Consider the following 24716-nt stretch of genomic DNA (forward strand, 5'->3'; position numbering starts at 1 on the left):
ATTTTTCAAAGATACAGAACTTGTTAAAATGAAGATAGGCGAAATCAAACCAATCACGCTTATCCGCTTTTTCAGAGAAGCTACAAAAGACCGACAGTTCACGCACAAGCGAGTCAGTAATGCCCGTTCTGTTTTGAATGGAATCATGAGTTATGCGATCGAAGAAGAAATTATATCACATAATCCTGTCTCTGATGTGAATTTCAAACAGTTTACCTATAAGCCAGTAGAAGTACAAAGTGACAATGTATTTTCCCGTGATGATACGCATAAGTTATTAAATTATCTTCGGTGTATCATAGAGCCATATTCTCTTGCAATACAGTTATCTTTCTATCTGTTTATCCGTGTTGGAGAAACAAAAGCTATCCGTTGGGAAGATATTGACTACAATAATAGGCTTGTATATCTTCACAGACAGGCGACCTGTGAACGTACATTGAATGATGATTTAACATTCTCAAGCCGAAAAGTAAAAGTAGTAAATCAAATGAAAGGAAATACTTCTCATGGATTCCGTAAACAGTTCCTTACAGACGAAGCACTTAAAATTCTTCACAAAGCAAAGGAATTAAATCCAAATGGAATATATGTCTTTGAACCCAACGGCGAGATTATGACAACAGACAGCTTTAACCGCCGTTTGAAGAAATATTGCAAAGAAGCCGGTGTTCCTTATCATTCCAGTCATAAAATCCGCTTTTACAATGCTTCAACAGCTTTTGACGGAAATAATCTTACAACCCTTAGTTATTTAATGGGACATAGTGAGACAGCTACAACATTGCATTACTTGCGGAATGTCAATAAGAGGAAGAATGACAGGCTTGCTTTTCAGAATCTTGGTATTTCATCATAAAGTGTTCAAAGGTGTTCAAACTTTTAGAAACAAAAAAATAAGAGAAACGCTGTAAATTCAACGTTTCTCCTACTTTTCACTAATGCCGCAGACCGGAATCGAACCGGTACGGGTATCACTACCCACGGGATTTTAAGTCCCGGGCGTCTGCCAGTTCCGCCACTGCGGCATAATATATGGGACCTATAGGGCTCGAACCTATGACCCTCTGCTTGTAAGGCAGATGCTCTCCCAGCTGAGCTAAGATCCCATAATATTTACTTGTACATCGGAGATAATTATAACTCTTTTTCACTCTAATGTCAACGACCCAGAAGAGACTCGAACTCTCGACCTCCGCCGTGACAGGGCGGCGCTCTAACCAACTGAGCCACTGGGCCTTATTAATTTCTTTAAAATAGTGGACCTTCGGGGACTCGAACCCAGGACCGATCGGTTATGAGCCGATTGCTCTAACCAACTGAGCTAAAGGTCCACGTGTATTATGTCCCAAAAAGGAACAAAGCCGATGATCGGACTCGAACCGATAACCTGCTGATTACAAATCAGCTGCTCTGCCAATTGAGCCACATCGGCATAAATAAAATACTGACCAAACATTAAATGTCCGGTATAAAATGACTCCTACGGGAATCGAACCCGTGTTACCGCCGTGAAAGGGCGATGTCTTAACCGCTTGACCAAGGAGCCGCATAAAATCATATATAAAATTTTATAGACCGTAAGTAGTGCTCACGGTCTACAAGCTCCCCGAGTTGGGCTCGAACCAACGACCCTTCGGTTAACAGCCGAATGCTCTACCACTGAGCTATCGAGGAATATGATACTATATCTGTGTACCTTCAAAACTGCATACAAAGAATTAAATCCATCCATTATCCTATCACCTTGCTTGGTTATGCCCTCGACCTATTAGTAACAGTCAGCTCCATGTGTTGCCACACTTCCACCTCTGCCCTATCTACCTCGTCGTCTTCAAGGGGTCTTACTAACTTGACGTTATGGGATATCTCATCTTGAGGGGGGCTTCACGCTTAGATGCCTTCAGCGTTTATCCCTTCCCGGCTTGGCTACTCTGCTATGCTCTTGGCAGAACAACAGATACACCAGCGGCCAGTCCAACCCGGTCCTCTCGTACTAAGGTCAGCTCCTCTCAAATATCCTACGCCCACGCCGGATAGGGACCGAACTGTCTCACGACGTTCTGAACCCAGCTCGCGTACCGCTTTAATGGGCGAACAGCCCAACCCTTGGGACCTACTTCAGCCCCAGGATGCGATGAGCCGACATCGAGGTGCCAAACCACTCCGTCGATGTGAACTCTTGGGAGTGATAAGCCTGTTATCCCCAGGGTAGCTTTTATCCGTTGAGCGATGGCAATCCCACTTTATACCACCGGATCACTAAGTCCTACTTTCGTACCTGCTCCACCCGTCGGTGTCGCAGTCAAGCCTTCTTCTGCCTTTGCACTCTGCGAATGGTTTCCAACCATTCTGAGAAGACCTTTGAGCGCCTCCGATACCCTTTCGGAGGCGACCGCCCCAGTCAAACTCCCCACCTGACATTGTCCCCCAGCCGGATCACGGCTGATGGTTAGAAACCCAATACTGCAAGGGTGGTATCCCAACAGCGGCTCCCTTACGACTGGCGTCATAAGTTCTCAGCCTCCCACCTATCCTGTACATGCAATACCGAATCCCAGTATCAAGCTGGAGTAAAGCTCCATGGGGTCTTTCCGTCCTGGCGCAGGTAACCAGCATCTTCACTGGTACTTCAATTTCACCGGGTGCATTGTTGAGACAGTGCCCAAATCATTACGCCTTTCGTGCGGGTCGGAACTTACCCGACAAGGAATTTCGCTACCTTAGGACCGTTATAGTTACGGCCGCCGTTTACTGGGGCTTAAGTTCAAAGCTTCGCTTGCGCTAACCTCTCCCCTTAACCTTCCAGCACCGGGCAGGCGTCAGCCCATATACCTCACCTTTCGGTTTTGCATAGACCTGTGTTTTTGCTAAACAGTTGCTTGGGCCAATTCTCTGCGGCCTCTCGCGAGGCACCCCTTCTCCCGAAGTTACGGGGTCATTTTGCCGAGTTCCTTAACAATGCTTCTCCCGTCGGCCTTAGGATTCTCTCCTCATCCACCTGTGTCGGTTTACGGTACGGGTTTTAACTGAACAATAGCGGCTTTTCTTGGCAGCTAGCTCACGCACTTCGCTACTTTAGTTCGCTCCGCATCACGTCTTCGGATTGCATACCGGATTTGCCTGATATGCTCCTACCACGCTTGCACCGGATTTTCCACTTCCGGCTTGCGCTTTCTCTCTGCGTCCCCACAGTTCTGTCAGTTAAAAGTACAGGAATTTCAACCTGTTGTCCATCGACTACGTCTTTCGACCTCGCCTTAGGCCCCGACTTACCCAGAGCAGATCAGCTTTACTCTGGAAACCTTAGATATTCGGCCGGAAGGATTCCCACCTTCCTCTCGCTACTCATTCCGGCATTCTCTCTTCTTAACACTCCACTGCTCCTTACGGTACAGCTTCGCCGCAGTTAAGAATGCTCCTCTACCAATTGACATTCATCAATTCCTAAGCTTCGGCAGTGTGTTTCAGCCCCGGACATTTTCGGCGCAGGACCTCTCGACTAGTGAGCTATTACGCACTCTTTCAATGGATGGCTGCTTCTGAGCCAACATCCTAGTTGTCTTCGAAATCCCACATCCTTTTCCACTTAACACACATTTTGGGACCTTAGCTGTAGGTCTGGGCTCTTTCCCTTTTGACCATCCAACTTATCTCGGACAGTCTGACTCCCATACATCATCTACACGGCATTCGGAGTTTGATATTCTTTGGTAAGCTTTGACGCCCCCTAGGAAATTCAGTGCTCTACCTCCGCAAGACTTGAGTATGAGGCTAGCCCTAAAGCTATTTCGAGGAGAACCAGCTATCTCCGGGTTCGATTGGAATTTCTCCCCTATCCACACCTCATCCCCACCCTTTTCAACGGATGTGGGTTCGGTCCTCCATTGCCTTTTACGGCAACTTCAACCTGGACATGGATAGATCACCCGGTTTCGGGTCTACTCCGACTGACTATATTCGCCCTATTCAGACTTGGTTTCCCTTCGGCTCCGGGCCTTCGGCCCTTAACCTCGCCAGCCAGCGTAACTCGCCGGACCGTTCTACAAAAAGTACGCGGTTGCACATATAAAGTGCTCCCACAGTTTGTAAACATATGGTTTCAGGTTCTCTTTCACTCCCCTCCCGGGGTCCTTTTCACCTTTCCTTCACAGTACTATGCGCTATCGGTCACTAAGGAGTATTTAGCCTTACGGGGTGGTCCCCGCTTCTTCCCACAAGGTTTCTCGTGTCTCGTGGTACTCTGGATACCGCCATGTCATGTTGGATTTTGCTTACGGGGCTTTCACCCTCTCTGGCCAGCTTTCCCAAAACTGTTCTGCTATCTTCCATGAATCAATTATGCGGTCCGAACCCCAGGGTGCACGCACCCTGGTTTGGGCTCTTCCGGTTTCGCTCGCCGCTACTTCCGGAATCACATGTTGTTTTCTCTTCCTCCGGCTACTTAGATGTTTCAGTTCACCGGGTTCCCTTCCTTAACTTATGGATTGGGTTAAGGATACTGGAGGTCTGCTCCAGTGGGTTTCCCCATTCAGAAATCTCCGGATCGATGGGTATTTGCCCCTCCCCGAAGCTTATCGCAGCTTATCACGTCTTTCATCGGCTCTTAGTGCCAAGGCATCCACCATACGCTCTTATTAGCATAACCAACTTGCCTTCTCTCACGGGTTGGAGATCGGGCGACACATATCTAGCGTGATATGCGTTGGCAATAGGTTCCTCTTATTGAACTGCTAATGTTCAATAAAATTCAATTTTTTCCGTTCGTTTTTTTCGAACTAGTTAATGTTGTTAACATTAACTCGGATGTCTTGATTAATATCTTATCGAATGACATTTAATATGAATATCTTATTGAATGTCTTTCAATAAGCATAAGATATTTAATCTGTTATATTATCGCTTATCTGTAATAATATAACTTTTCTTTGTATGCAATTTTCAAGGTACACATTTGATTCTTTGCAGAATCAAGTGGAGAATACGAGATTCGAACTCGTGACCTCCTGCTTGCAAGGCAGGCGCTCTCCCAACTGAGCTAATCCCCCATAATTTCAATACCATATTTTATTGTTTAGATATGGGCTTAAGTGGACTCGAACCACCGACCTCACGCTTATCAGGCGTGCGCTCTAACCGGCTGAGCTATAAGCCCATATTCTTTTTAAATTTGGCGGCCACCTACTCTCCCACATCGTCTCCAATGCAGTACCATCGGCCGTCTGGGTCTTAACCATCGTGTTCGGGATGGGAACGGGTGTTTCCCCCAGGCGCATCGCCACCAAAATATTTCGTTATGTGAGCATGCCCTTGCAGGCACTCTCTTGATAACTAAACAATAGACAACATACTCTTTACTTCTTTCTTCCTTAGAAAGGAGGTGATCCAGCCGCACCTTCCGATACGGCTACCTTGTTACGACTTCACCCCAGTTATCGGTCCCACCTTCGGCAGCTCCCTCCTTACGGTTGGGTCACTGACTTCGGGCGTTACCAACTCCCATGGTGTGACGGGCGGTGTGTACAAGACCCGGGAACGTATTCACCGCGACATTCTGATTCGCGATTACTAGCGATTCCAGCTTCATGTAGTCGAGTTGCAGACTACAATCCGAACTGAGACGTTATTTTTGGGATTTGCTCCACCTCGCGGCTTCGCCTCCCTTTGTTTACGCCATTGTAGCACGTGTGTAGCCCTGCTCATAAGGGGCATGATGATTTGACGTCATCCCCACCTTCCTCCAGGTTATCCCTGGCAGTCTCTCTAGAGTGCCCGGCCAAACCGCTGGCTACTAAAGATAAGGGTTGCGCTCGTTGCGGGACTTAACCCAACATCTCACGACACGAGCTGACGACAACCATGCACCACCTGTCTCCCCTGTCCCGAAGGAAAGGCACCATTACGCGCCGGTCAGGGGGATGTCAAGAGCAGGTAAGGTTCTTCGCGTTGCTTCGAATTAAACCACATGCTCCACCGCTTGTGCGGGTCCCCGTCAATTCCTTTGAGTTTCATTCTTGCGAACGTACTCCCCAGGTGGCATACTTATTGCGTTTGCTGCGGCACCGAATGGCTTTGCCACCCGACACCTAGTATGCATCGTTTACGGCGTGGACTACCAGGGTATCTAATCCTGTTTGCTCCCCACGCTTTCGAGCCTCAACGTCAGTCATCGTCCAGTAAGCCGCCTTCGCCACTGGTGTTCCTCCTAATATCTACGCATTTCACCGCTACACTAGGAATTCCACTTACCTCTCCGACACTCTAGTTACATAGTTTCCAATGCAGTCCCGGGGTTGAGCCCCGGGTTTTCACATCAGACTTACATAACCGTCTACGCTCCCTTTACACCCAGTAAATCCGGATAACGCTTGCCCCCTACGTATTACCGCGGCTGCTGGCACGTAGTTAGCCGGGGCTTCTTAGTCAGGTACCGTCATTTTCTTCCCTGCTGATAGAAGTTTACATACCGAAATACTTCATCCTTCACGCGGCGTCGCTGCATCAGGGTTTCCCCCATTGTGCAATATTCCCCACTGCTGCCTCCCGTAGGAGTTTGGGCCGTGTCTCAGTCCCAATGTGGCCGGTCACCCTCTCAGGTCGGCTACTGATCGTCGCCTTGGTAAGCCGTTACCTTACCAACTAGCTAATCAGACGCGGGTCCATCTCATACCACCGGAGTTTTTCCCACTGTACCATGCGGTACCGTGGTCTTATGCGGTATTAGCAGTCATTTCTAACTGTTATCCCCCTGTATGAGGCAGGTTACCCACGCGTTACTCACCCGTCCGCCGCTCAGTCACAAAACCTTTCATTCCGAAGAAATCAAAGTAAAGTGCTTCGCTCGACTTGCATGTGTTAAGCACGCCGCCAGCGTTCATCCTGAGCCAGGATCAAACTCTCGTTAAAAGTGTTTGTATCCGGGTCAGAATTAACTACTAGCTAATTCTATCCCTTTTTACTGTTCTTACCACCGAGATTAATCTCAGTGATGGGTGCATCATTATGATGCTGTTCTTAAAAATTTTCTCTATAAGAAATTTTCAAGGGTTTGTTGTCTATTGTTTAATTATCAAGGTGCTTTGTTCTTTTTAAGCGAACTTCCATATTTTACCATGTCCGTCTTGCTTTGTCAAGAACTTTTTTATTTTTCTTTATTTCTGTTTGCCTGTCCTCTCTCGAGTCAGCTTAAATATATTAGCATTTTCTGTACCAGTTTGTCAAGACATTTTTTAAAACTTTTTTACAAAATTTTCATTCTTTCTTAACATACTCAGATATGCCGTTCTGTAACTGCCGAAACCATGTTTCGCCATGTAAACAGAACAAACGGAGAAGGAGGGATTTGAACCCTCGCGCCGCTACTAACGACCTACTCCCTTTCCAGGGGAGCCCCTTCGGCCAGCTTGGGTACTTCTCCAAAACGTCCGCTATTAAATATACACGAAACCAGCCCTCTTGTCTAGTCCTTTTCTATCTTTTTTTAATTTTCTTCTTTTTACATTTTATGCGATAATTTTCAGACATTTTATGTCATATATATTGAGGCTCTCGCCGTCATACTCTTTTAGCCGAAATTCTGGCCGGACGTTTGATTAAATACACAAACCGTGAGTACACCTCCTTCTAAATCAGGGCATTTTCGTAAGATGTTCCTAACAGCCGGACGTTCAGCTATATATAGAACCCGTGGACAACAGGGCATGATTTTGCTCCTGCTTATATGCCGCCTCTGCCTGTCATTGCTTATTCACGTATTCCATGACCGCTTTCAGCGCAATCATAAACCAGGGCGTATAAAGCTCCGGATTTTCTTGGATATCAGACATGAGATCTTTCATTTTCACCCATCTTACCGTTTCCACTTCCTCTGGATTTTCTGTCCAGCCGCCCCTGTACTCTCCTGCCAGCACATGGTCAAATTCAAACTCAGTCAATCCGTTTTCAAATGTATAGCGATAGACAAAGGACTGGATTTCCTCCAGATCCGCGGTTTTTATTCCCAGCTCTTCCTGAAGACGCCTGCAGGCTGCCTGATATACACTCTCCCCCATTCTCGGATGTGAACAGCAGGTATTGGTCCATAAACCGCCGCAGTGATATTTTTCTTTTGCACGCTTCTGCAGCAATATTTCGTCATCCTTAAACAGAAATACGGAAAACGCCCGGTGAAGACGCCCCTCTTCATGGGCTCTCATTTTTTCCATACATCCAAGTTTTTGGTCATTCATGTCCACCAGGATAACCTGTTCCTGCAGGATTTCGTCCTGAGCCCGCTCCGTTCCTTCCTGTAATCTGATCCGCTGTTTCCCTTCCATAAGCCTCTCCATTCCACCGCTTCTATAATGGCGGTTCATTATCGTAAAATATTTTATCTATATCTTATCACATTACAATGGCTGGTGCCAGTCAGCTATTTCTTAAAAACAGATCTTCTTTAACAATTTTTCAAGGAGTACACCACAGTTTTTCTTCACTAGGCTGATCTGATCCGGAGTGATGTCGTCTACATGAATTCCGCATCCGCAGATCACAGTGCAGCTCTTTCTTTTTGCCAGGCTCTCGGCAAACCATCTGGCTATGTCTTCATCTTTATGCCCGGTTCCATTGATTACACTGGAGGTAACTCCAATGCCCTCACCGGTCAGACTCGGCCTAGCTATCGCCATAACCACGCTTCCGATGTGCGGTGTGTCTCCGCCATAAACCGCCAGTGAGTAATCTTTTCCCATCTCAACCACATCACAATGCACATAATATCCGTTAAATAACTCTTGTCTGAGTACGCTGTCATTCATCCTGCATTCCTACCTTTCCTTTCCACGGAACAAATTTATCATAGGAAATCCCAAACTGTGCCAAAATCTTACCTACGATATGGTTGATCTGGTCATCAATCGTCTTTGGCCCATTATAAAAAGTCAGCACCGGGGGAACAATTGTGCATCCTGCATCCGCCGCTTCTTTCATATTCCTTAGCTGAATGCGGTTCAGCGGCATTTCCCTCGGAACCAATATAACTTTGCGCCCCTCTTTCAAGCAGACATCTGCTGCACGGATAATCAGCGTATCCGCATAGCCAGCTGCAATTCCCGCAAGTGTCTTCATACTGCAGGGCATGACAATCATGCCTTCTGTAACAAAAGAACCGCTGGATATAGATGCTGCCATATTTCTTTCATCGTGAACTACATCAGCAAGGGCAAGCAGCTTCTCCATGCGGATTTCGCTCTCCAGTTCCCATGTTGCTTTTGCACCGCTGCTCAATACTAAATGTATCTTACATCCCTCTACACTTTTCAGCGCCTGCATCAAATAGTAACTCATCTCTACACCTGTTGCACCTGTTACTCCAACAATGATTCTCATACCTCTACTTCCTCCCTTTTTTAATATCCTGCTTCTTTTATAGAAATAGGTCGGAAACTTTTCAAGAAGTTCCGGCCTATATCATATTTATAAAATTTATCCCTTTAGTTCCGGCTCTTTTTTTTGAACACGGATTTCCAGCGCAGGTTCCTGTCTTATACCAGGCCGACTATATTCCACCAGAGTACTTCCACTAATACAAGAATAAATACCACTACGGTCAGCGGAACGCCAAGCCGGATTGTTTCCTTTTGTGTATACATTCCGTTTTCTTCCCCCTGTCCTACTAACATGTTCAGGTGATGGAACGGAAGTATATAGTGTGATGCGATTGCCATATACACGATCAGGGCTGTCACAAGCGGCGGAATTCCCATAGGCTGTGTAAAGATCAGCACAGATGGGATCACAACACCCATAACTGCGATAACCGACCCCATAAACATATGTACCACCATGGAGATCAGCGCAATCAGCAATGCTAATACGAAAAGGTTGCTTGGCAGATGCTCAGGCAAAATGGTGTTTGCGATCCATGTATTCATACCGGTCGCTCCGCCCACCGTGCCGATTGCCATAGCAGATGTAAGGAATACCAACACATGTACCGGAACCTGTCCCCAGGACTTCACGGTTAGAACTTCTCCGATAAGCGGGAGGCTCATGCACATTGCAACGCCCATTGTTACCCAGCCGATGTCGATTCCGTGAATCGAGTCAGTCATCCACAGTATAATTGCAATTACCAGCCATATTGCAGTCCTTTTCTCCAGCTTGCTCATTGGACCCTGAGCCTTTTGTTTTTCTTCAATTTCCTGGAGATTTATCGTTACCGGCTGTGATGGTTTGAATAAAATCAGAATCAGAACCAGTGTAATTACAGATGCGACAATCGCCGGAATCCCCATATACTGGAACCATCCAATCCAGCCCACACTTACACTATCGCCTGCATAGGAGGCTGCCAGTGGATTGATGACACTGTCACCGGTCAGGAAGATCAAAGATACCGGCACCGATGCCGCGAATACAGTGAAACCGATTTTAACTGCATCTACTTTCGGGATCTTAGCACTTTGAATCACAACTGCCATAACTGACATAATCAGGAACGCTCTCGGCCATGGATGTGGTATCAGTACACTCATGATAAACGTCAGCACAAAAATCGAAATAATAATACCGTTGTAAGACCGCACAAATTTCTTGATAAATGCATACGCAATACGTTCGCCAAGACCGGAGTCCTTTACCGCTCCCGCAATCATATATGCCCCCATAACAAGCCACATGGTAGAGGAACCATACCATGATTTAAACACAAGATCGGGTGTCGCAACCTTGCACACAATCAGCATAATCAGATAAAAACCACCTACAAAGCCCGACTGCGCTACATTTGTTGCCCACCATACTACGGTCATTAAACTTAATGCCAGACATCTCTGACCTTCTGGTTCAATTCCGGATAATGGTAAAAGCATAATTACAACCGCTACTGCAATACCCGCCAGAAAGCCTATGACTTTCTTGTTCATTAGTAGACCCCCTTTTACTCATTTAATTTTTTATTTAACTATTCTTGTAACTTTATATCATGTTCAGCCATATTTACCAGAAGGCCTGTTCTGGTAATGGAACAGGCCCTCTCGTCATTTGATCTCAAAACACTTTATTAATCAAGCGGTGGTACCGGCGGAATAACCTGTAATTCCGGGATCTCTTCCGGATTTAATTTGAATTTTTCATGAATATCAGGATTTTCTGTTGATCTCCATGAATAGACACAAGTTTCACACACGTATACTTCCCATGCATCTCCAACCGGAGATTTTACCATTACTCTTATTTTGTCACTACCACAACGTGGACAAGTCATATCTTCTACCTCCTTCAATATTGCAGACATCCGCTCCTGCAGATGATTTGCATGCCTTTTGTCTTATTTGAATAATTCGCGAAGTTTTTCTTCCCACTCACCTGTTTTTGCCGGCGGCTCAAGAAGCTCTACCGCACGCGGATTCGGCTCTGGTGCTACTGGTGTTGTCGCATCAATAATCATCTTTGTGTGCATACCTGCCGGATAAGACGAAGGATCAAGAGGCATACCAGGACAATTCGGTATGATGGCAACATCTTTGTCTGGTTTTACTCTCGATGCCATTGCCCACATAACCTGCTCCAGATTAAATGGATCCACATATTCATCTACAACAATTACAATTTTTGTATAAGGCATGCCATGCGGTGTAGATAACAGACGGAATGCAATACCTTTTCCATATCCTCCATAACGGCATTTGGTAGAAATAATTGCGATATGACCATGCATATACATTGCGTTTAATGCGACCAGTTCCGGGAATCCTTCTTTAATCTGTTTATATAAAGGTACGGAAGTATTCAGTGCCATCAGATAATCTATTTCTGTCCAAGGGATACCAAGATACAGATTCTCAAAAATCGGATCCGTTCGGTGTGTAATATGCTCAATCTTTACAACACACTGATTACGTGCTCCTGAGTATGAGCCGGGGAACTCACCGAATGGTCCTTCCACTTCACGTACGCGGGGTTCAATATAACCTTCCAGAATGACCTCACTTCCTGCCGGAACATAGAGGTGATCACTCAAATCAGCTTTTACAATGTCGATCGGCACTCCATCCTGAAGCGCACCTACAAACTCATATTCATTTTGCGTATATCCTACCGGTGTGGAAGCCATAAAGGTTACCAGCGGGTTATTGCCAAGCGCAATTGCAATCGGCACTTTCTCATTTTTACGCTCAGCCTTTTCCAGCTGCACTGCGATATCATGCATAGCCAGGGCCTGAATGCCAATTCTGTCTTTATCTTTCACCTGAATACGGTATGTACCTACATTCATCTTGTCGAAATTGCCCGGATCTTCCGGATCAGCAGTTACAACCGATGCCTTGGAGATAAAGAAACCGCTGTCCTGATCATTGATTCTGTAAAGTGGGAGGACTTCAAACAGGTTAATATCTTTATCCACTACATTTTCCTTACATGGAGCCGCGTCTCTTTCTACAATATTGGGCGGTACCGGGAATTTATCCCATCTGCGGTTCAGTTCAAAAAACTGTTCCTTAACCGGTGTGTCTTTTGGCATGCCCATCATTAAAGCATGATTTGGCCATGAACCGTGAACGTTTGTTACTACCTTCCCTTTATAACCATTGATGTTTTCGAATAATACAGCCGGCCCGTTTTTGATATTTGCTGCCGCACGTCCTGCAGATGCAATATCTGGCTCAGGCATCACTTCTTCTTTCACTCGTACCAGTTGACCTTCTTCCTCCAGGGTCGCCAGAAATTCCCTTAAGTCTTTGTATACTTTTGCCACGCCTTTTCCTCCTTACCTATTCGCTGATTAATTTAGAAGCCTCTTGTTACATTTTGTTAATTTAGTCCAACAAAGCGCTTTTGTTTACGAGTTAATTATAGGTTTTTTCAACTGCAAAACGCAATTCACATTTCTCCCGAGTATTATTCCATAATGGAATTGCAGGTTCATCAACGCATTTAGTATAATATTTAACAAATGAGATGTGCTCTGGATTACCCAACCTATAATTCAGGAATATCATGTCGAAATCCGAATAGACTATAAAATAAAATCCCGCATGAATCACGGAGGTGTGGTATATGACCCTTTCACAGATCATGTATTTTCTCGCAGTTGTAAAGTATAAAACCTTTACACAGGCAAGCGACGAACTGTACATATCCCAATCTTCTTTGTCCAAACAAATTAAAGCTCTGGAATTGGAACTTGGACACACCCTTTTTATTAGAGAGGCCAAAGAAAACTCTTTGACTCCCGCGGGTGAACGCTTTTTGGAATATGCAACTAAATTTTCTAAAGATTATTCCTCCATGATGTCTGACCTAAATCAGATGAATGGCAATTTGTCCAAGACGGCTTTAATTTTAGGGGTACTCCCCATTATCAACGAATATAGCCTGAACAACGATATTGTTTTTTTCCAAAAGCTCATTGGCTCCTCCAATATCTATATAAATCTGCTGGAACGGGAACAGGAAGAATTGCAGAATATGATGCAGTTCGGGCAGATTGATGCTGCGATCCTCCGCACAGACTCTTTTGACTTGTCCAAATATGAATATGTCACCTATTTGGAGGAAGAACTGGTTCTTATATATCCTGATAAGATGGAGCACTTGAATAAAGAGTATGTTACATTAGAGGAGATCGCCGACCATCCGCTCATTTCCTTTGATGAGTCTTCCTCACTCCACACCACCATCAAGCAATTATTCCATGAAAGAAACCTATATCCTAGATTTTCTTACCTTTATAAGCATCATGAACAGATCCTGTCTATGGTAAATGCGAATTTTGGCGTTGCCGTTATACCGGGCAATTTAGTGTCCGCCACAGTGTTTCCAAACATCAGGGTGGCTCATTTTAAGAAACCTATCAAATCGAAGATCTGCCTTGTACGTCCAAAAAAAGTGCCGTCATCGGAGCCTTTGAATCTGCTCTTCAAGTATTTTGAATCTACTTATCAAGATATGGACAAGGATTAATTTTCTAAAATATCATACATGCAATGCCGTCTTACATAAAAAAGCCCCTGCATCAATAACCGTTCCGTCTCGAACCGTTCATTGATGCAGAGTCTTCTTTTATTTTTATCTTAACCGACAGTTTTTATGAAAAAAAATAGCAGAACCGATAACCTTACCGGATTCCACTACCCTTAGCTAAAACGGAGAGGGTGGGATTCGAACCCACGCGCCCTTGCGGACAAACGGTTTTCAAGACCGCCTCGTTATGACCACTTCGATACCTCTCCAGTCTCTTACCTGCACCTGCAGAATAAGTTCAATTGTATTGTCAGCTTTCGCGACATTGGATATTGTAGCATATTTATGAAATATATGTCAATAACTTTTTTATAATTTTTCACTGCGTCTTTTCAGAAACACCTCAGCCATCTCCAGGTCTTCAGGAGTTGTGATCTTTATGTTCTCATAGGAACCATAAACCAACCTGATGGGATACCGCAGCATCTGCTCCACAACCATAGCATCATCCGTCACATTGATATAGCTTTCCCTCATCAGCATAGAATATGCACCTCTTACTAAATGATTTTCAAAAACCTGGGGAGTCTGCACCATCCACAGCTTGCTTCTGTCCGGCGTCGTTTCTACATTACCGTGTTCATCTGCCATCTTGATGGTATCTTTTACAGGCATGCCGACTACACAGGCCTTGTGCTCCTGTACTTCCTCGTAAGCCCTCTCGATGATTCCACGGTCCACAAACGGACGGGCTCCGTCGTGAATAAAGACATAACCATGTTCCTCCAGTTCCTGAAGGCCGTTCCAGACAGAATGATAGCGTTCCGCGCCTCCGTGCATGATCCTGCTTACTTTTGTAAAATGATACGGATTGACGATGTTCTCCCTGCAGTATTCTTCTTCCCCTGCTCCCGTTATCAGAAAAACCTCGTCAATAAGCGGTGAATCTTCGAAAGCTTTCAGAGAATAATAGAGTACCGGACGGTCCCCAAGCAGCAGATACTGCTTGTGTACTTTTGTTCCCATTCTCTTTCCCTGCCCTGCCGCCAGTACAATGGCGGTACAATGTGTTTTCCCCATATACACCTCATTCGTTACCGCGTACCCTTTTTGGGTGTGCACATGAATCCTCTCTCCCCTAACGTTCCCCCAGTTTCAGATTCGGCACCGCATTCAAATCCCAGCCATGCCTGGTCCCCGCCAGATATTCATAATAGGCGGCGGCCCCAATCATAGCGGCATTATCCGTACAGTAGATCGGGGAGGGATAATAAAATTCGATTCCCCGCTTATCACAGGCTTCCTTCATTCCTTCCCTGAGGGCGCTGTTGGATGCCACACCGCCGGCAATAGCAAACTTGTTCATGCTGTATTCTTCCACCGCGTTCATAGAGTTTTCCACCAGCACATCCACGACAGCTTTCTGGAAAGAGGCCGCAATATCTGCCGGATTGTAGGTCTGTCCTTTCATCTGGCAGCCATTGATATAATTCAGAACCGCGGATTTCAGGCCGCTGAAACTGAAATCATAAGGTGCGCCCTCTATATGAGCTCTTGGAAATTTAACTGCATCCGGATCCCCTTCTTTTGCCAGCCGGTCAATCTTCGGCCCTCCCGGGTAACCCAGGCCGATGGCCCTCGCTACCTTATCATAGGCCTCTCCTGCCGCATCGTCCCTCGTACGTCCTAAAATATTATATTTACCATATTCTTTTACGCAGACAAGATGCGTATGCCCGCCCGACACAACCAGGCATAAAAACGGCGGTTCCAGGCTGTGATGTTCAATATAATTCGCAGAAATATGCCCTTCTATATGGTGTACGCCGATCAGAGGAAGCTTCTTTGCATAGGCGATTGCCTTAGCCTCCGCCACTCCCACCAGAAGAGCGCCCACAAGTCCAGGGCCGTATGTCACTCCAACCGCATCGATATCATCCAGCGTCATATTGGCGTCCTTCAAAGCCTGTTCTATTACCTGATTGATCTTCTCAATATGCTTTCTGGATGCAATCTCGGGCACCACACCGCCATACAGCTTATGAAGCTCAATCTGGGATGAAATCACATTCGACAGCACTTCACGGCCATTGTTTACAACCGCAGCCGCAGTTTCATCGCAAGAACTCTCAATTGCAAGTATATTAATATTTCGAATTTCTTTCATAAATATGCCTCCTATTACCCGCTTCAAGGCTGATTCTCAGAAAATGCCAGTTCCGCAGACATTCTGTCCTTACCGGGCTTCGCCGCCGGAAAGATCTTTCTTACATCATCCATATACTCTTCCGGCCTGGTAAGGGATGGACTGTAGTGCGTCAGCCAAAGTTCCCTCACCTGCGCTTCCCTGGCCAGTTGTGCCGCCTCATAGAAGGTCATATGCTTATATTCTATCGCTTTTGCAGCTTTATCTTTTTCTCCGTACATCCCTTCACATATAAACAGATCCGAATCCTTTGCATTTTCCCGGATGGACTCCGTCGGTCTTGTATCTGTTGTATAAGTAACTTTAATCCCTTTACGCGGAGCGCCCAGAACCATATCGGGCGTCAGAATCCTTCCGTCCAGTTCCACGGTCTCTCCCTTTTGCAGCGGATTCCAGCATTGCATCGGTATACCCTGCGCCTTCGCTCTTTCTATGTCAAACTTTCCGGCCCTGTCGATCTCCAGTGTATATCCGTAGCAGAGTACATTATGGTTCACACGGAATGCCTTCAGACGATAACCGTTCATCTCAAATATCTGCTGTGTCCCTTCTATTTCTAAAAAACGAATCGGAAACGGAAGCTCAGGCGCTATGACTCTCAGCGCATTCACAACCCTTTCCAGTCCTTTAGGGCCAATCAGAGTAAGGGGTTCCCTCCGGTCTGCATTTCCCATCGTGAGAAGCAGTCCCGGAAGCCCGCTGATATGGTCGCCGTGATAATGTGTAAAACAAATGACGTCAATCGGCTTAAAACTCCAGCCTTTTTCTTTGATCGCAATCTGTGTCCCTTCTCCGCAGTCTATCAGCAGGCTGCTGCCGTTAAATCTCGTCATCAGGGCAGTCAGCCACCGATAAGGAAGCGGCATCATGCCGCCGCTCCCGAGTAAACATACATCTAACATATTATCCCTCTATTTCTGCCGGTATCTGAAATGATGCAAGGAGCTCATCATAGCAGGATTCACATAAATCAAAAGAATGTCTCTCTCCATCCTTATTCGAAAAGTATCCCCATGTATGATCAACACTCAGGATGCCTTCCTCCGCATGCCCATTTACGACCGGTATTTCTTTTCCACATTTATTGCAGATAATTTTATTTACTTCTTTTGTCTCTTTTACTTGATACTGGCGCATACAAATTCCTCCTGTGCTGTGTAAATTCCACTTTTGTTACGCCTTCATTATATCGGCTTTTGAGCTAATTTCATACTGGGAAGTGCTTCCTCAATTACCGTTACTGTACACACTCTTCGTGTGCGCACAGTAACGGCATCTGCACATTAAAAGTCGCCTGCGGCGAGGTGCAGATGCCCCGGCCTCATCACTTTATAGGCTCCGATGCCGTGCAGCAAGGTGCACGGCACGGTCTGAACACCGACCAATTACCTGCCAAGTTTCCTGCTCATCAATACAGCATCTTCCTTCGGGGCATCGTAAAAATTCTGCCTGATGCCATCCTCCACAAACCCCTCCTCTTCATAGAAGGAGCGTGCCGCCGCGTTGCTCTCCCGCACATCCAGAAGTATTTTATTGATTTTTCTTTCTTCACATATATTTTCCAATTTCAGCATCAGATGGCTGCCTGCCCCTTGCCGCCTGGATTCTTTCTCCACTGCAATGCGGACAATCTCCGCTTCTCCCGCAGCCTCGTAAACCAGCATATATCCTATAAGCCTTCCCGCCTTTTCTGCTGCTATACAGATTGTCTGCGGTTGATTGATGGTGTCCAGCACACTTGTCTCACTCCAGGGATCCGAAAATATCTGCCGCTCCATCTCAGCTGCAGCAGCCGCATCCTCTGCTCTAAGATACCGGACGATCAGCTCGGCCTGTTTTTCCCGCTCTGCACGTTCCCGTTCGGCCTGCGATACCCGGAGATACTCCGGCTGATGCTCCCCGGCAGTCTCCATCTTTCCGGCCTTGTAATACTGGATCCCCAGGGCCCCTACTGCTGCTGCACGCTGGCGGCTCATATAGGGCGGTGCAAAGGAATACGGCACCTGAATATACTTATCGATCACATCTCTGTGCACAGGTACACCGTCCCCCAGGAACACCACCGGCCTTCCATACGCATTCAGACGGCGCAGTAGTTCGTCTATCGATACAGCCATCTGCATCTTAAGCACCTGAAAGCAGGGTTCCACCCAATTGGTGCCCTCTTTCCTGCCCGCTTTTTTTGAAAATGTATAGATTCCGGTATATACCTGATTTCTGCGCGCGTCCATAATCGGACATATGAGGTCCTCACATCCGTAGACCTGATATGCCAGGCCGTCCACCGTAGGAATGTGCAGCAAGGGTTTGTCCAGTGCAAGCCCCAGCCCTTTCGCCGTTGCGGATCCGATACGCAGGCCCGTAAAAGAGCCCGGCCCGCCCGCCACTGCGATTGCATCTATGGAAGCAAGATCCAGTTCCACCATCTTTACCACTTCATCAATCATAGGCAGAAGCGTCTGTGAATGGGTCTTTTTATAATCAATCGTATATTCCGCTATGGTCCTGTCCTCCTCCACTACCGCCACCGTGGCGGTCAGCCCGGAGCTGTCAATTGCCAATACCCGCATGTCATACTTCCTCTCTATTCTATAAAGGGGTAACAGTTCAGGCAGGCCTGAACTGTTACATAAAGGGGCCAGCACCCGTCTGCCCCCGTTTGTTATCCCTACATCTCTTCGATCGTTATTCTGCGATATTCAAATCCCTGTTCCAGATCTTTTTCTATAATCACTTCCGTACGATTTTCCGGGAGGATCTCTTCAATCAGGCCGGCCCACTCGATCAGAGAGACGCCCTGGCCCATAATATAATCCTCGTATCCCACTTCATCCATCTCCTCCACATCACCGATGCGGTAGACATCAAAATGGTAAAACGGCAGACGGCCTTCCCCGTATTCCTGAACGATTGTAAAAGTAGGGCTGCACACAGGCTCCTCAATCCCAAGCCCTTTCGCAAATCCCTGGGTAAATACGGTCTTGCCCACACCAAGATCGCCGGTCAGAGTATACACCTGTCCCGGCTTCGCCTTCTGCCCCAGCCTGACGCCGATTTGAAATGTCTGTTCGGGACTTCTTGATTCCAGTACCATATTCTCCCCTCTTTCATGCTTAATTTACCTGCCGGATCCGAACCTTGTCTGGCGGCATGTGGGTAGAGATCATCTCCGCTGCAGCCGCCCATTTCTCTCCGATCTGATTTCTTGGAAAGATAACGGCACGGCTTTTATCCATATACAGCACAAGCGCCTGCCCTGTGGAAACCGCCCGCTGAAAATCCTGCCAGGGGTTCTCGTTTTCCCGGTCTTCCTGTATCACTTTGACACCGCTGTCAGTAAGCTCATAACACAAAGGCTTTTTAAATACGGGCGTATTCTCCACCCGGCGTTTTGCGCGTATCCTGAGCATAACCGGCGGATACGCAAATATAAGCGCTGCGATGAAAAATAACAGCACCGCACCCGCAGTCTTCCCAGACTCCGCCTGCTTCAGCCCCGTCGCCAAAATCACGGTACCAAAAACTACCTCCAGTATCCCGGACAGCTGCGTATAATTATGATGCAGCATAAAACTATACATTGCCTGCGGCGTCATTCGTATCTCAAATCTGACTGACATAGCCCATCCTTTCAAACGATTCTAATGATGGAACAGACGCAGTCCTGTAAATGCCATCGCCATCTGATGCCTGTTGCATGCCTCGATTACATTGTCGTCTCTCACTGATCCACCCGGCTGCGCTACGTACTTTACGCCGCTCTTGTAAGCGCGCTCGATATTATCACCAAAGGGGAAGAAGGCATCAGAACCAAGCGCCACACCAGTGAGCTTATCAAGCCATTCGCGCTTCTCTTCCCTGGTAAATACTTCTGGTTTTTCCTTAAATGTATTCTCCCAGACGCCGTCGGCTAGGACATCCATATATTCCTCTCCAATGTACAGATCAATGGCATTGTCTCTGTCTGCACGCCTGATATCGTCTTTAAAGGGCAGCTCCAGTACCTTCGGGCACTGACGCAGCCACCAGTTGTCTGCTTTTTGTCCCGCCAGTCTTGTACAGTGGATCCGGGACTGCTGCCCTGCCCCGATGCCAATTGCCTGCCCGTCTTTTACATAGCATACGGAGTTGGACTGTGTATACTTCAACGTAATCATAGAAATCGCCAGATCCATTTTGGCCGGTTCCGGAATGTCTTTATTCTCTGTTACTACATTCGCAAAGAATTCATCATCAATCATCAGTTCATTTCTGCCTTGCTCAAAAGTAATTCCAAATACCTCTTTACGCTCCAACGGAGCCGGAACGTAGTTCGGATCAATCTCGATAACATTATAATTGCCATTTTTTTTCTGCTTTAAAATCTCAAGAGCTTCCGGCTCATATCCGGGTGCAATTACACCGTCTGACACTTCTCTCTTAATCAGCCTCGCGGTGTCCGCATCGCAGACATCAGACAGGGAAATAAAATCGCCAAAAGAGGACATCCTGTCGGCTCCCCTCGCTCTCGCATATGCACATGCCAGAGGGGACAGCTTCCCCAGGTCTTCTACCCAATAAATCTTAGCCAGTGTTTCATCCAAAGGAAGCCCTACCGCAGCCCCTGCCGGAGACACATGTTTAAATGAGGTGGCAGCCGGCAGGCCGGTAGCCTTCTTCAATTCACTAACCAGCTGCCAGCCATTGAACGCATCCAGAAAGTTAATATAACCCGGGCGTCCGCAAAGTACCTTGATCGGCAGTTCGCTGCCATCCTCCATATAGATTCTGGACGGCTTCTGATTCGGGTTACAGCCATATTTCAATTCTAATTCATTCATTATATCCTTCGCTCCTTATTGATTCTTATTTACAATCTTCGTCTCGTATTTCCCGGTCTCGATATCTATATAGCGTACAAAAAGAGAAACCTTGTTGTCCTCATTCAGACTGTTCCACAAAAGCTCCGTGAAGCATTCGATATCATCTGGAACAGATATCAGCTTTGGCTCTCCCTCAAAACTCGGCAGAGGATTTCCATCACACATGTATGTATGGATAAAATGTCCTTCTCCCGCCAGATGATTTTCATACGCGAATGTATACCTGCTGCAGCTCTCTGGATTCCCATTGCTGCTCTTTAAGATAGACATTGCATAATTATATCTGCCGTTTTCCAGGTGCATAATCCCGGAAATACGGGGTGTATAGTTAGGGCCATCCGGCTCAAATTCTCTTGAGCGCAGACTCTGCTCAAATGTCATCTGCCTGTCCATGCCTTCATATATGGTGTCCGTCTGATCCCCGTTTGTTACGATCGTTTTATTGCCCAGTACACGAACCGGTGCATAAATAATAAGGCTTGGGTCTGTCAGTTTGGAAGGGTCGAACGCCTGTGTCCTGATTCCTTCCCCATCTTCCACAAAGATGCGGTTGCGGCTGTTCTCGCTTCTACCCATAATGAAATAAGCAGTCACGGCTTTTTTGCCGTCTTCACTCTTCCCAATGATAATACCTCTCCCGGGATACGAGTTATTCTTTAATTCCTGCTCGATTGATAACATTTTCATAAGATGGCTCTCCTTTGAATTTCATGATTATTTCGCTGTATACAGACTTATTATACCCGCGAACTCGCGTAAGTTCAATAACTAAGCTGAGTTTTTTCTCATGCGCACTTTGCTGATCCGGTTCCCCTTCATCTCCTCAATAGAAAATTCCACCTGGTCTGCCGCAATTGTCTCCCGGCTCTCCTTACCCGGAATATACCCCAGTTGTTCAATCAGATATCCTGACAGGGTGTCATAATTCTCTGTAACCAGCTTCAGTCCCATCTCTTCGTTCAGGTCATCTATGAGAATCCCGCCATCCAACATATATTCATTTTCATTCAGCGGAATAATCTCCTGGACAACTTCCTCATATTCCTCGCTGATTTCTCCCATAATCTCTTCAACCAGGTCTTCCACCGTAACAATTCCTGAAAAACCGCCGTATTCATCTACCAATACAGCCATGTGCTTTCTGGACTTCTGAAGGTCGCGGAACAGTTCATCCGCATCCTTTGTATCGGGCACGAAATAGGGCTTACGAACCACTTTCCTGATATCCAGGCCGTCCCAGCCATTCTTACACACTTCGATCATCACGTCCTTGATATGAAGAATTCCGATGATATTATCTATATTCCCCTCATACACAGGGATTCTGGAGTGTCTGGATTCCAGAATTTCATCTGCCAGAGTCGCAAAGGGCTCCTCCACATCCAGCACATACACGTCCCGTCTCGGCACCATAACTTCCCGGGCCGTCCTGTCGTCAAATGAAAATACAGAATTGATCATCTCCCGCTCTTCATCCTCAAAAGTACCATTTTCATTTCCCATCTTCAATAGGGCTTTGATCTCTTCTTCTGTCACAGCCTCTTCCTGATCCTCCGTTTTCAGCCTGAGCAGCCGCAGGACAGCTTTCGTCGATACAGACAATAGCTTAATAAATGGTGAAAGTATCTTAGAAATATAGTGGATGGGCATAACCGTCACCATACAGAACGCCTCCGCCTTCTGCAGTGCAATCCTTTTGGGCACAAGCTCACCAAACACAAGGTTAAAGAACATCAAAAGCAGAGTCACGCCATTTCTGGCAATCGCCATACTGTACGGTACATTCATGTTCTCAAGCCATGCTGCAAGCGTAGGCGCAATCCCCGCCGCCGCAGATGCACTGGAATAAAATCCGGCAAATGTTATCGCTACCTGAATCGTTGAAAGAAACTTCGTAGAATCCTCAAAGAGGCTTTGGATCACGACTGCCTTTTTATTCCCCTCCTCCGCAAGGCTCCTGATCCTGTTCTTATTCACAGAGACCACGGCCATCTCGGCACCGGCAAAAAAAGCATTCATGAGCGTGAAAAATAATAAGAGTAACAGTTGAAATAAAATCGTGTTCCCGTCAGGGTCTGAGTCCATAGTAAAAAATAATCCTCCTAATAATAATTTTTTACGCCTGTGGCGTTTACATTCCGGAAAGAGGCTCCCCTCTTTACAGAATGTTTTTAGATGGAGTATAGCATGAAGCAGGCTATTTGGCAATACCGAAATCTTTATAAAAACTTACTTTCGCTTGTAGATGGGCGGGGAACGCTTTATGACAGGGAGGACGGGGAGGTGCTGGGACTCCCGAGCCTAAAACTCATTCACCAACTCCCAATACCAACGTTCAGTTTCGCTTTTTTCCTGGCTATTTATCAGTACCGTATATTGTGGAAGTTCTATTTTTAAAATCGGAGAATAGCCGCGGTAAATATACATCCGGAACTCTCCCTGCTTTTTCTCCCTAAATTTACCGACAAGCTGGCGTTCGTCTCCGAGGCCGTTCGTCCTTGTAAAATCCCCATCAGGCATTGAATCCAGCAGTTCTATCCCTTTTATCTCATCCCGTTTAAACGAAATAGGAGCCATAGGGGATGAGACACTGATATCATCGCCGTTAACCACCAGGTATCTGGGGGTAAAATCCATCTTCAGAAATACCATCAGTATTATGATAAAGGTAATAAGAACAAAACTTATAGTCCCAAAAGTAAGGACCTTTCCTCCTGTCCGGCCCATATTCGTAGTGTAATTGGAAGTACAATACCGATCCGGCACCCATACTCTTGGATCATTCGGATTATAATACCATCCACTTTTCCAGTATATATCGTCATCCACATATAGTGGATGCTGGTCTTCCTTTATGATATCTTTCTTTTTCCATCTGAGGTATAGAAATGCAGCCAGGATCAGGATTCCCATGATACACTGAACCACTATGTACCATAGGATGTTTGCCGGCGTAAAGGCCCGCAGCCGTACTCCCGAGTAAATCACGGTCCCGATAGCCAGCAGATTCAAATAATTACTGATCATCCAGATACCTGACCAGACTCTCTTGACAAGCCGGTTCACTTTCAAGTTGATCTTTGTGCTGCTGCTGTAAACCTCATTTCTTCTGCGCACTGACCACAAATGCATCCCGGTAAAGAACAACGCTGATACAATGGCGGCTCCTGTAACCCCCCACATTTCCGGCGCCTTTGCAAGAGTTTCCCGGACAGGCTGGATAAAAACCAAAACCCCTGCTGCCGCAAAAACAGGAAGATTCCACCAAATAGAGAAGGGAAGTCTGTCATTCTCTGCAGAAACATTCGTATCTACCACAACAATCTTACTGCCAGATGCTCCCTGCCATCCCCGTTCCATCTTAAGATCATAAAGCTGCCTGTGGGCCGCATTAAGCAGTCCCATGGCGCCTGCTGTTAGTTCAATCAGCCAGACGCTCCATACAAGGATAAAAATGGAGAGATACCAAAAATTCAGGAAACAAACCGCTGCCGACAACAGCAGGTTCACTGCATAAAACCATTTTGTCCTGCGCCTGTGTTTCTCCATCAGTGCTTCTACTTCCTGTTCATGCAGGGCATAGGATGGTATATGAACCCCCAGCAGCATTCCTTCACTGTAGGTTCTCCGGTGTCCATAAACCGCCATGAATATTACTGTTATAAATATATCCGTAAATAAAAAAATTAGAAAAACAGCCATGC

19 protein-coding genes, 11 tRNA genes and 3 rRNA genes are annotated in these 24716 nt (G+C 46.4%); 2 read left to right on the plus strand and 31 right to left on the minus strand.

The features are described from left to right. Positions 1–28: 28 nt before the first annotated feature. Positions 29–859, plus strand: a complete 831-nt coding sequence (locus MWG26_RS18200; RefSeq protein WP_009243745.1) for a tyrosine-type recombinase/integrase — start codon at positions 29–31, stop codon at positions 857–859. 83 nt (positions 860–942) lie between these two features. Here MWG26_RS18200 and MWG26_RS18205 read toward each other — a convergent pair. The 19 genes from MWG26_RS18205 to MWG26_RS18295 form a co-directional block, all read right to left on the minus strand. Next, a tRNA-Leu gene (locus MWG26_RS18205) sits at positions 943–1028 on the minus strand. Between the two features lie 8 nt (positions 1029–1036). Beyond that, positions 1037–1109 (minus strand) — tRNA-Val (locus MWG26_RS18210). Positions 1110–1165: 56 nt separating this feature from the next. Next, positions 1166–1239: transfer RNA gene (locus tag MWG26_RS18215), tRNA-Asp, on the minus strand. A gap of 21 nt (positions 1240–1260) precedes the next feature. Beyond that, a tRNA-Ile gene (locus tag MWG26_RS18220) sits at positions 1261–1334 on the minus strand. A gap of 28 nt (positions 1335–1362) precedes the next feature. Then, positions 1363–1435, minus strand: a tRNA-Thr gene (locus MWG26_RS18225). Between the two features lie 42 nt (positions 1436–1477). Beyond that, positions 1478–1549, minus strand: a tRNA-Glu gene (locus tag MWG26_RS18230). A gap of 56 nt (positions 1550–1605) precedes the next feature. Next, positions 1606–1677: transfer RNA gene (locus MWG26_RS18235), tRNA-Asn, on the minus strand. A 74-nt stretch (positions 1678–1751) separates the two neighbouring features. After that, a 23S ribosomal RNA gene (locus MWG26_RS18240) occupies positions 1752–4648 on the minus strand. Positions 4649–4975: 327 nt separating this feature from the next. Next, a tRNA-Ala gene (locus MWG26_RS18245) sits at positions 4976–5048 on the minus strand. A gap of 33 nt (positions 5049–5081) precedes the next feature. Further along, positions 5082–5155 (minus strand) — tRNA-Ile (locus MWG26_RS18250). Between the two features lie 13 nt (positions 5156–5168). Next, positions 5169–5286 (minus strand): 5S ribosomal RNA (gene rrf, locus MWG26_RS18255). An 87-nt stretch (positions 5287–5373) separates the two neighbouring features. Beyond that, positions 5374–6906 (minus strand): 16S ribosomal RNA (locus MWG26_RS18260). The 16S, 23S and 5S rRNA genes sit together here with 10 tRNA genes alongside, the layout of an rRNA operon. A gap of 421 nt (positions 6907–7327) precedes the next feature. Then, a tRNA-Ser gene (locus MWG26_RS18265) sits at positions 7328–7417 on the minus strand. Between the two features lie 319 nt (positions 7418–7736). Continuing rightward, complete coding sequence (idi, locus tag MWG26_RS18270) at positions 7737–8315, minus strand: isopentenyl-diphosphate Delta-isomerase (RefSeq protein ID WP_044926910.1); 579 nt, start codon at positions 8313–8315, stop codon at positions 7737–7739. 102 nt (positions 8316–8417) lie between these two features. Further along, positions 8418–8795 carry a prenylated flavin chaperone LpdD gene (gene lpdD, locus MWG26_RS18275; protein ID WP_025656184.1) on the minus strand — a complete coding sequence of 126 codons (378 nt, stop codon included), beginning with the start codon at positions 8793–8795 and terminating at the stop codon, positions 8418–8420. Continuing rightward, complete coding sequence (locus MWG26_RS18280; RefSeq protein ID WP_025656183.1) at positions 8788–9366, minus strand: UbiX family flavin prenyltransferase; 579 nt, start codon at positions 9364–9366, stop codon at positions 8788–8790. The genes lpdD and MWG26_RS18280 overlap by 8 nt, the downstream gene beginning before the upstream one ends. Before the next feature lie 155 nt (positions 9367–9521). Further along, entirely contained in the window at positions 9522–10904 is a 1383-nt protein-coding gene (locus MWG26_RS18285) for an SLC13 family permease (protein ID WP_025656182.1), read from the minus strand. Between the two features lie 137 nt (positions 10905–11041). After that, positions 11042–11275, minus strand: a complete 234-nt coding sequence (locus MWG26_RS18290) for a non-oxidative hydroxyarylic acid decarboxylases subunit D (RefSeq protein ID WP_275891926.1) — start codon at positions 11273–11275, stop codon at positions 11042–11044. A 33-nt stretch (positions 11276–11308) separates the two neighbouring features. Next, positions 11309–12736: a non-oxidative hydroxyarylic acid decarboxylases subunit C gene (locus MWG26_RS18295; RefSeq protein ID WP_025656180.1), complete on the minus strand. Its 1428-nt coding sequence runs from the start codon at positions 12734–12736 to the stop codon at positions 11309–11311. Between the two features lie 302 nt (positions 12737–13038). On the opposite strand from MWG26_RS18295, the gene MWG26_RS18300 reads away from it, so the two are divergent. Further along, on the plus strand, positions 13039–13944 hold the full coding sequence (locus MWG26_RS18300; RefSeq protein WP_117441332.1) for a LysR family transcriptional regulator: 906 nt from the start codon (positions 13039–13041) through the stop codon (positions 13942–13944). A 183-nt stretch (positions 13945–14127) separates the two neighbouring features. Here MWG26_RS18300 and MWG26_RS18305 read toward each other — a convergent pair. From MWG26_RS18305 to MWG26_RS18360, 12 genes are all read right to left on the minus strand, one after another. Continuing rightward, positions 14128–14213, minus strand: a tRNA-Ser gene (locus tag MWG26_RS18305). Positions 14214–14313: 100 nt separating this feature from the next. Beyond that, positions 14314–15024 carry a 2-C-methyl-D-erythritol 4-phosphate cytidylyltransferase gene (ispD, locus tag MWG26_RS18310; RefSeq protein ID WP_025656178.1) on the minus strand — a complete coding sequence of 237 codons (711 nt, stop codon included), beginning with the start codon at positions 15022–15024 and terminating at the stop codon, positions 14314–14316. Between the two features lie 58 nt (positions 15025–15082). Next, on the minus strand, positions 15083–16111 hold the full coding sequence (tsaD, locus tag MWG26_RS18315; RefSeq protein ID WP_025656177.1) for a tRNA (adenosine(37)-N6)-threonylcarbamoyltransferase complex transferase subunit TsaD: 1029 nt from the start codon (positions 16109–16111) through the stop codon (positions 15083–15085). Between the two features lie 23 nt (positions 16112–16134). Continuing rightward, positions 16135–17052 (minus strand): ribonuclease Z, encoded by a 918-nt coding sequence (locus MWG26_RS18320; protein WP_025656176.1) that lies wholly within the window; start codon positions 17050–17052, stop codon positions 16135–16137. Position 17053: 1 nt separating this feature from the next. Then, the gene (locus MWG26_RS18325) at positions 17054–17287 is read right to left on the minus strand and encodes a hypothetical protein (protein ID WP_025656175.1); all 234 of its coding nucleotides are present in this window, start codon (positions 17285–17287) and stop codon (positions 17054–17056) included. A gap of 248 nt (positions 17288–17535) precedes the next feature. Continuing rightward, positions 17536–18720, minus strand: coding sequence for a bifunctional tRNA (adenosine(37)-N6)-threonylcarbamoyltransferase complex dimerization subunit type 1 TsaB/ribosomal protein alanine acetyltransferase RimI (locus tag MWG26_RS18330; RefSeq protein WP_025656174.1), 1185 nt, complete (start codon positions 18718–18720; stop codon positions 17536–17538). Between the two features lie 98 nt (positions 18721–18818). Further along, complete coding sequence (gene tsaE, locus MWG26_RS18335; protein ID WP_025656173.1) at positions 18819–19244, minus strand: tRNA (adenosine(37)-N6)-threonylcarbamoyltransferase complex ATPase subunit type 1 TsaE; 426 nt, start codon at positions 19242–19244, stop codon at positions 18819–18821. Between the two features lie 19 nt (positions 19245–19263). Continuing rightward, complete coding sequence (locus MWG26_RS18340; RefSeq protein ID WP_025656172.1) at positions 19264–19770, minus strand: YcxB family protein; 507 nt, start codon at positions 19768–19770, stop codon at positions 19264–19266. 21 nt (positions 19771–19791) lie between these two features. Further along, positions 19792–20970 (minus strand): phosphoribosylaminoimidazolecarboxamide formyltransferase, encoded by a 1179-nt coding sequence (locus tag MWG26_RS18345; RefSeq protein ID WP_025656171.1) that lies wholly within the window; start codon positions 20968–20970, stop codon positions 19792–19794. Between the two features lie 15 nt (positions 20971–20985). Next, positions 20986–21699: an IMP cyclohydrolase gene (locus tag MWG26_RS18350; RefSeq protein WP_117441333.1), complete on the minus strand. Its 714-nt coding sequence runs from the start codon at positions 21697–21699 to the stop codon at positions 20986–20988. Between the two features lie 81 nt (positions 21700–21780). Further along, positions 21781–23097: a hemolysin family protein gene (locus MWG26_RS18355; protein WP_025656169.1), complete on the minus strand. Its 1317-nt coding sequence runs from the start codon at positions 23095–23097 to the stop codon at positions 21781–21783. A 216-nt stretch (positions 23098–23313) separates the two neighbouring features. Next, complete coding sequence (locus tag MWG26_RS18360; RefSeq protein WP_025656168.1) at positions 23314–24714, minus strand: hypothetical protein; 1401 nt, start codon at positions 24712–24714, stop codon at positions 23314–23316. Between the last annotated feature and the right edge of the window lie 2 nt (positions 24715–24716).

Origin of the sequence: Faecalicatena contorta (assembly GCF_022835095.1) — a bacterium.
GTDB lineage: Bacteria > Bacillota > Clostridia > Lachnospirales > Lachnospiraceae > Faecalicatena > Faecalicatena contorta.

Coding starts and splice junctions, on each gene's coding strand:
- MWG26_RS18200 (WP_009243745.1), top strand. CDS start 29: ATGAAGATAGGCGAAATCAAACCAATCACGCTTATCCGCTTTTTCAGA.
- idi (WP_044926910.1), bottom strand. CDS start 8,315: ATGGAAGGGAAACAGCGGATCAGATTACAGGAAGGAACGGAGCGGGCT.
- lpdD (WP_025656184.1), bottom strand. CDS start 8,795: ATGAATGACAGCGTACTCAGACAAGAGTTATTTAACGGATATTATGTG.
- MWG26_RS18280 (WP_025656183.1), bottom strand. CDS start 9,366: ATGAGAATCATTGTTGGAGTAACAGGTGCAACAGGTGTAGAGATGAGT.
- MWG26_RS18285 (WP_025656182.1), bottom strand. CDS start 10,904: ATGAACAAGAAAGTCATAGGCTTTCTGGCGGGTATTGCAGTAGCGGTT.
- MWG26_RS18290 (WP_275891926.1), bottom strand. CDS start 11,275: ATGTCTGCAATATTGAAGGAGGTAGAAGATATGACTTGTCCACGTTGT.
- MWG26_RS18300 (WP_117441332.1), top strand. CDS start 13,039: ATGACCCTTTCACAGATCATGTATTTTCTCGCAGTTGTAAAGTATAAA.
- ispD (WP_025656178.1), bottom strand. CDS start 15,024: ATGGGGAAAACACATTGTACCGCCATTGTACTGGCGGCAGGGCAGGGA.
- tsaD (WP_025656177.1), bottom strand. CDS start 16,111: ATGAAAGAAATTCGAAATATTAATATACTTGCAATTGAGAGTTCTTGC.
- MWG26_RS18320 (WP_025656176.1), bottom strand. CDS start 17,052: ATGTTAGATGTATGTTTACTCGGGAGCGGCGGCATGATGCCGCTTCCT.
- MWG26_RS18325 (WP_025656175.1), bottom strand. CDS start 17,287: ATGCGCCAGTATCAAGTAAAAGAGACAAAAGAAGTAAATAAAATTATC.
- MWG26_RS18330 (WP_025656174.1), bottom strand. CDS start 18,720: ATGCGGGTATTGGCAATTGACAGCTCCGGGCTGACCGCCACGGTGGCG.
- tsaE (WP_025656173.1), bottom strand. CDS start 19,244: ATGGTACTGGAATCAAGAAGTCCCGAACAGACATTTCAAATCGGCGTC.
- MWG26_RS18340 (WP_025656172.1), bottom strand. CDS start 19,770: ATGTCAGTCAGATTTGAGATACGAATGACGCCGCAGGCAATGTATAGT.
- MWG26_RS18345 (WP_025656171.1), bottom strand. CDS start 20,970: ATGAATGAATTAGAATTGAAATATGGCTGTAACCCGAATCAGAAGCCG.
- MWG26_RS18350 (WP_117441333.1), bottom strand. CDS start 21,699: ATGAAAATGTTATCAATCGAGCAGGAATTAAAGAATAACTCGTATCCC.
- MWG26_RS18355 (WP_025656169.1), bottom strand. CDS start 23,097: ATGGACTCAGACCCTGACGGGAACACGATTTTATTTCAACTGTTACTC.
- MWG26_RS18360 (WP_025656168.1), bottom strand. CDS start 24,714: ATGGCTGTTTTTCTAATTTTTTTATTTACGGATATATTTATAACAGTA.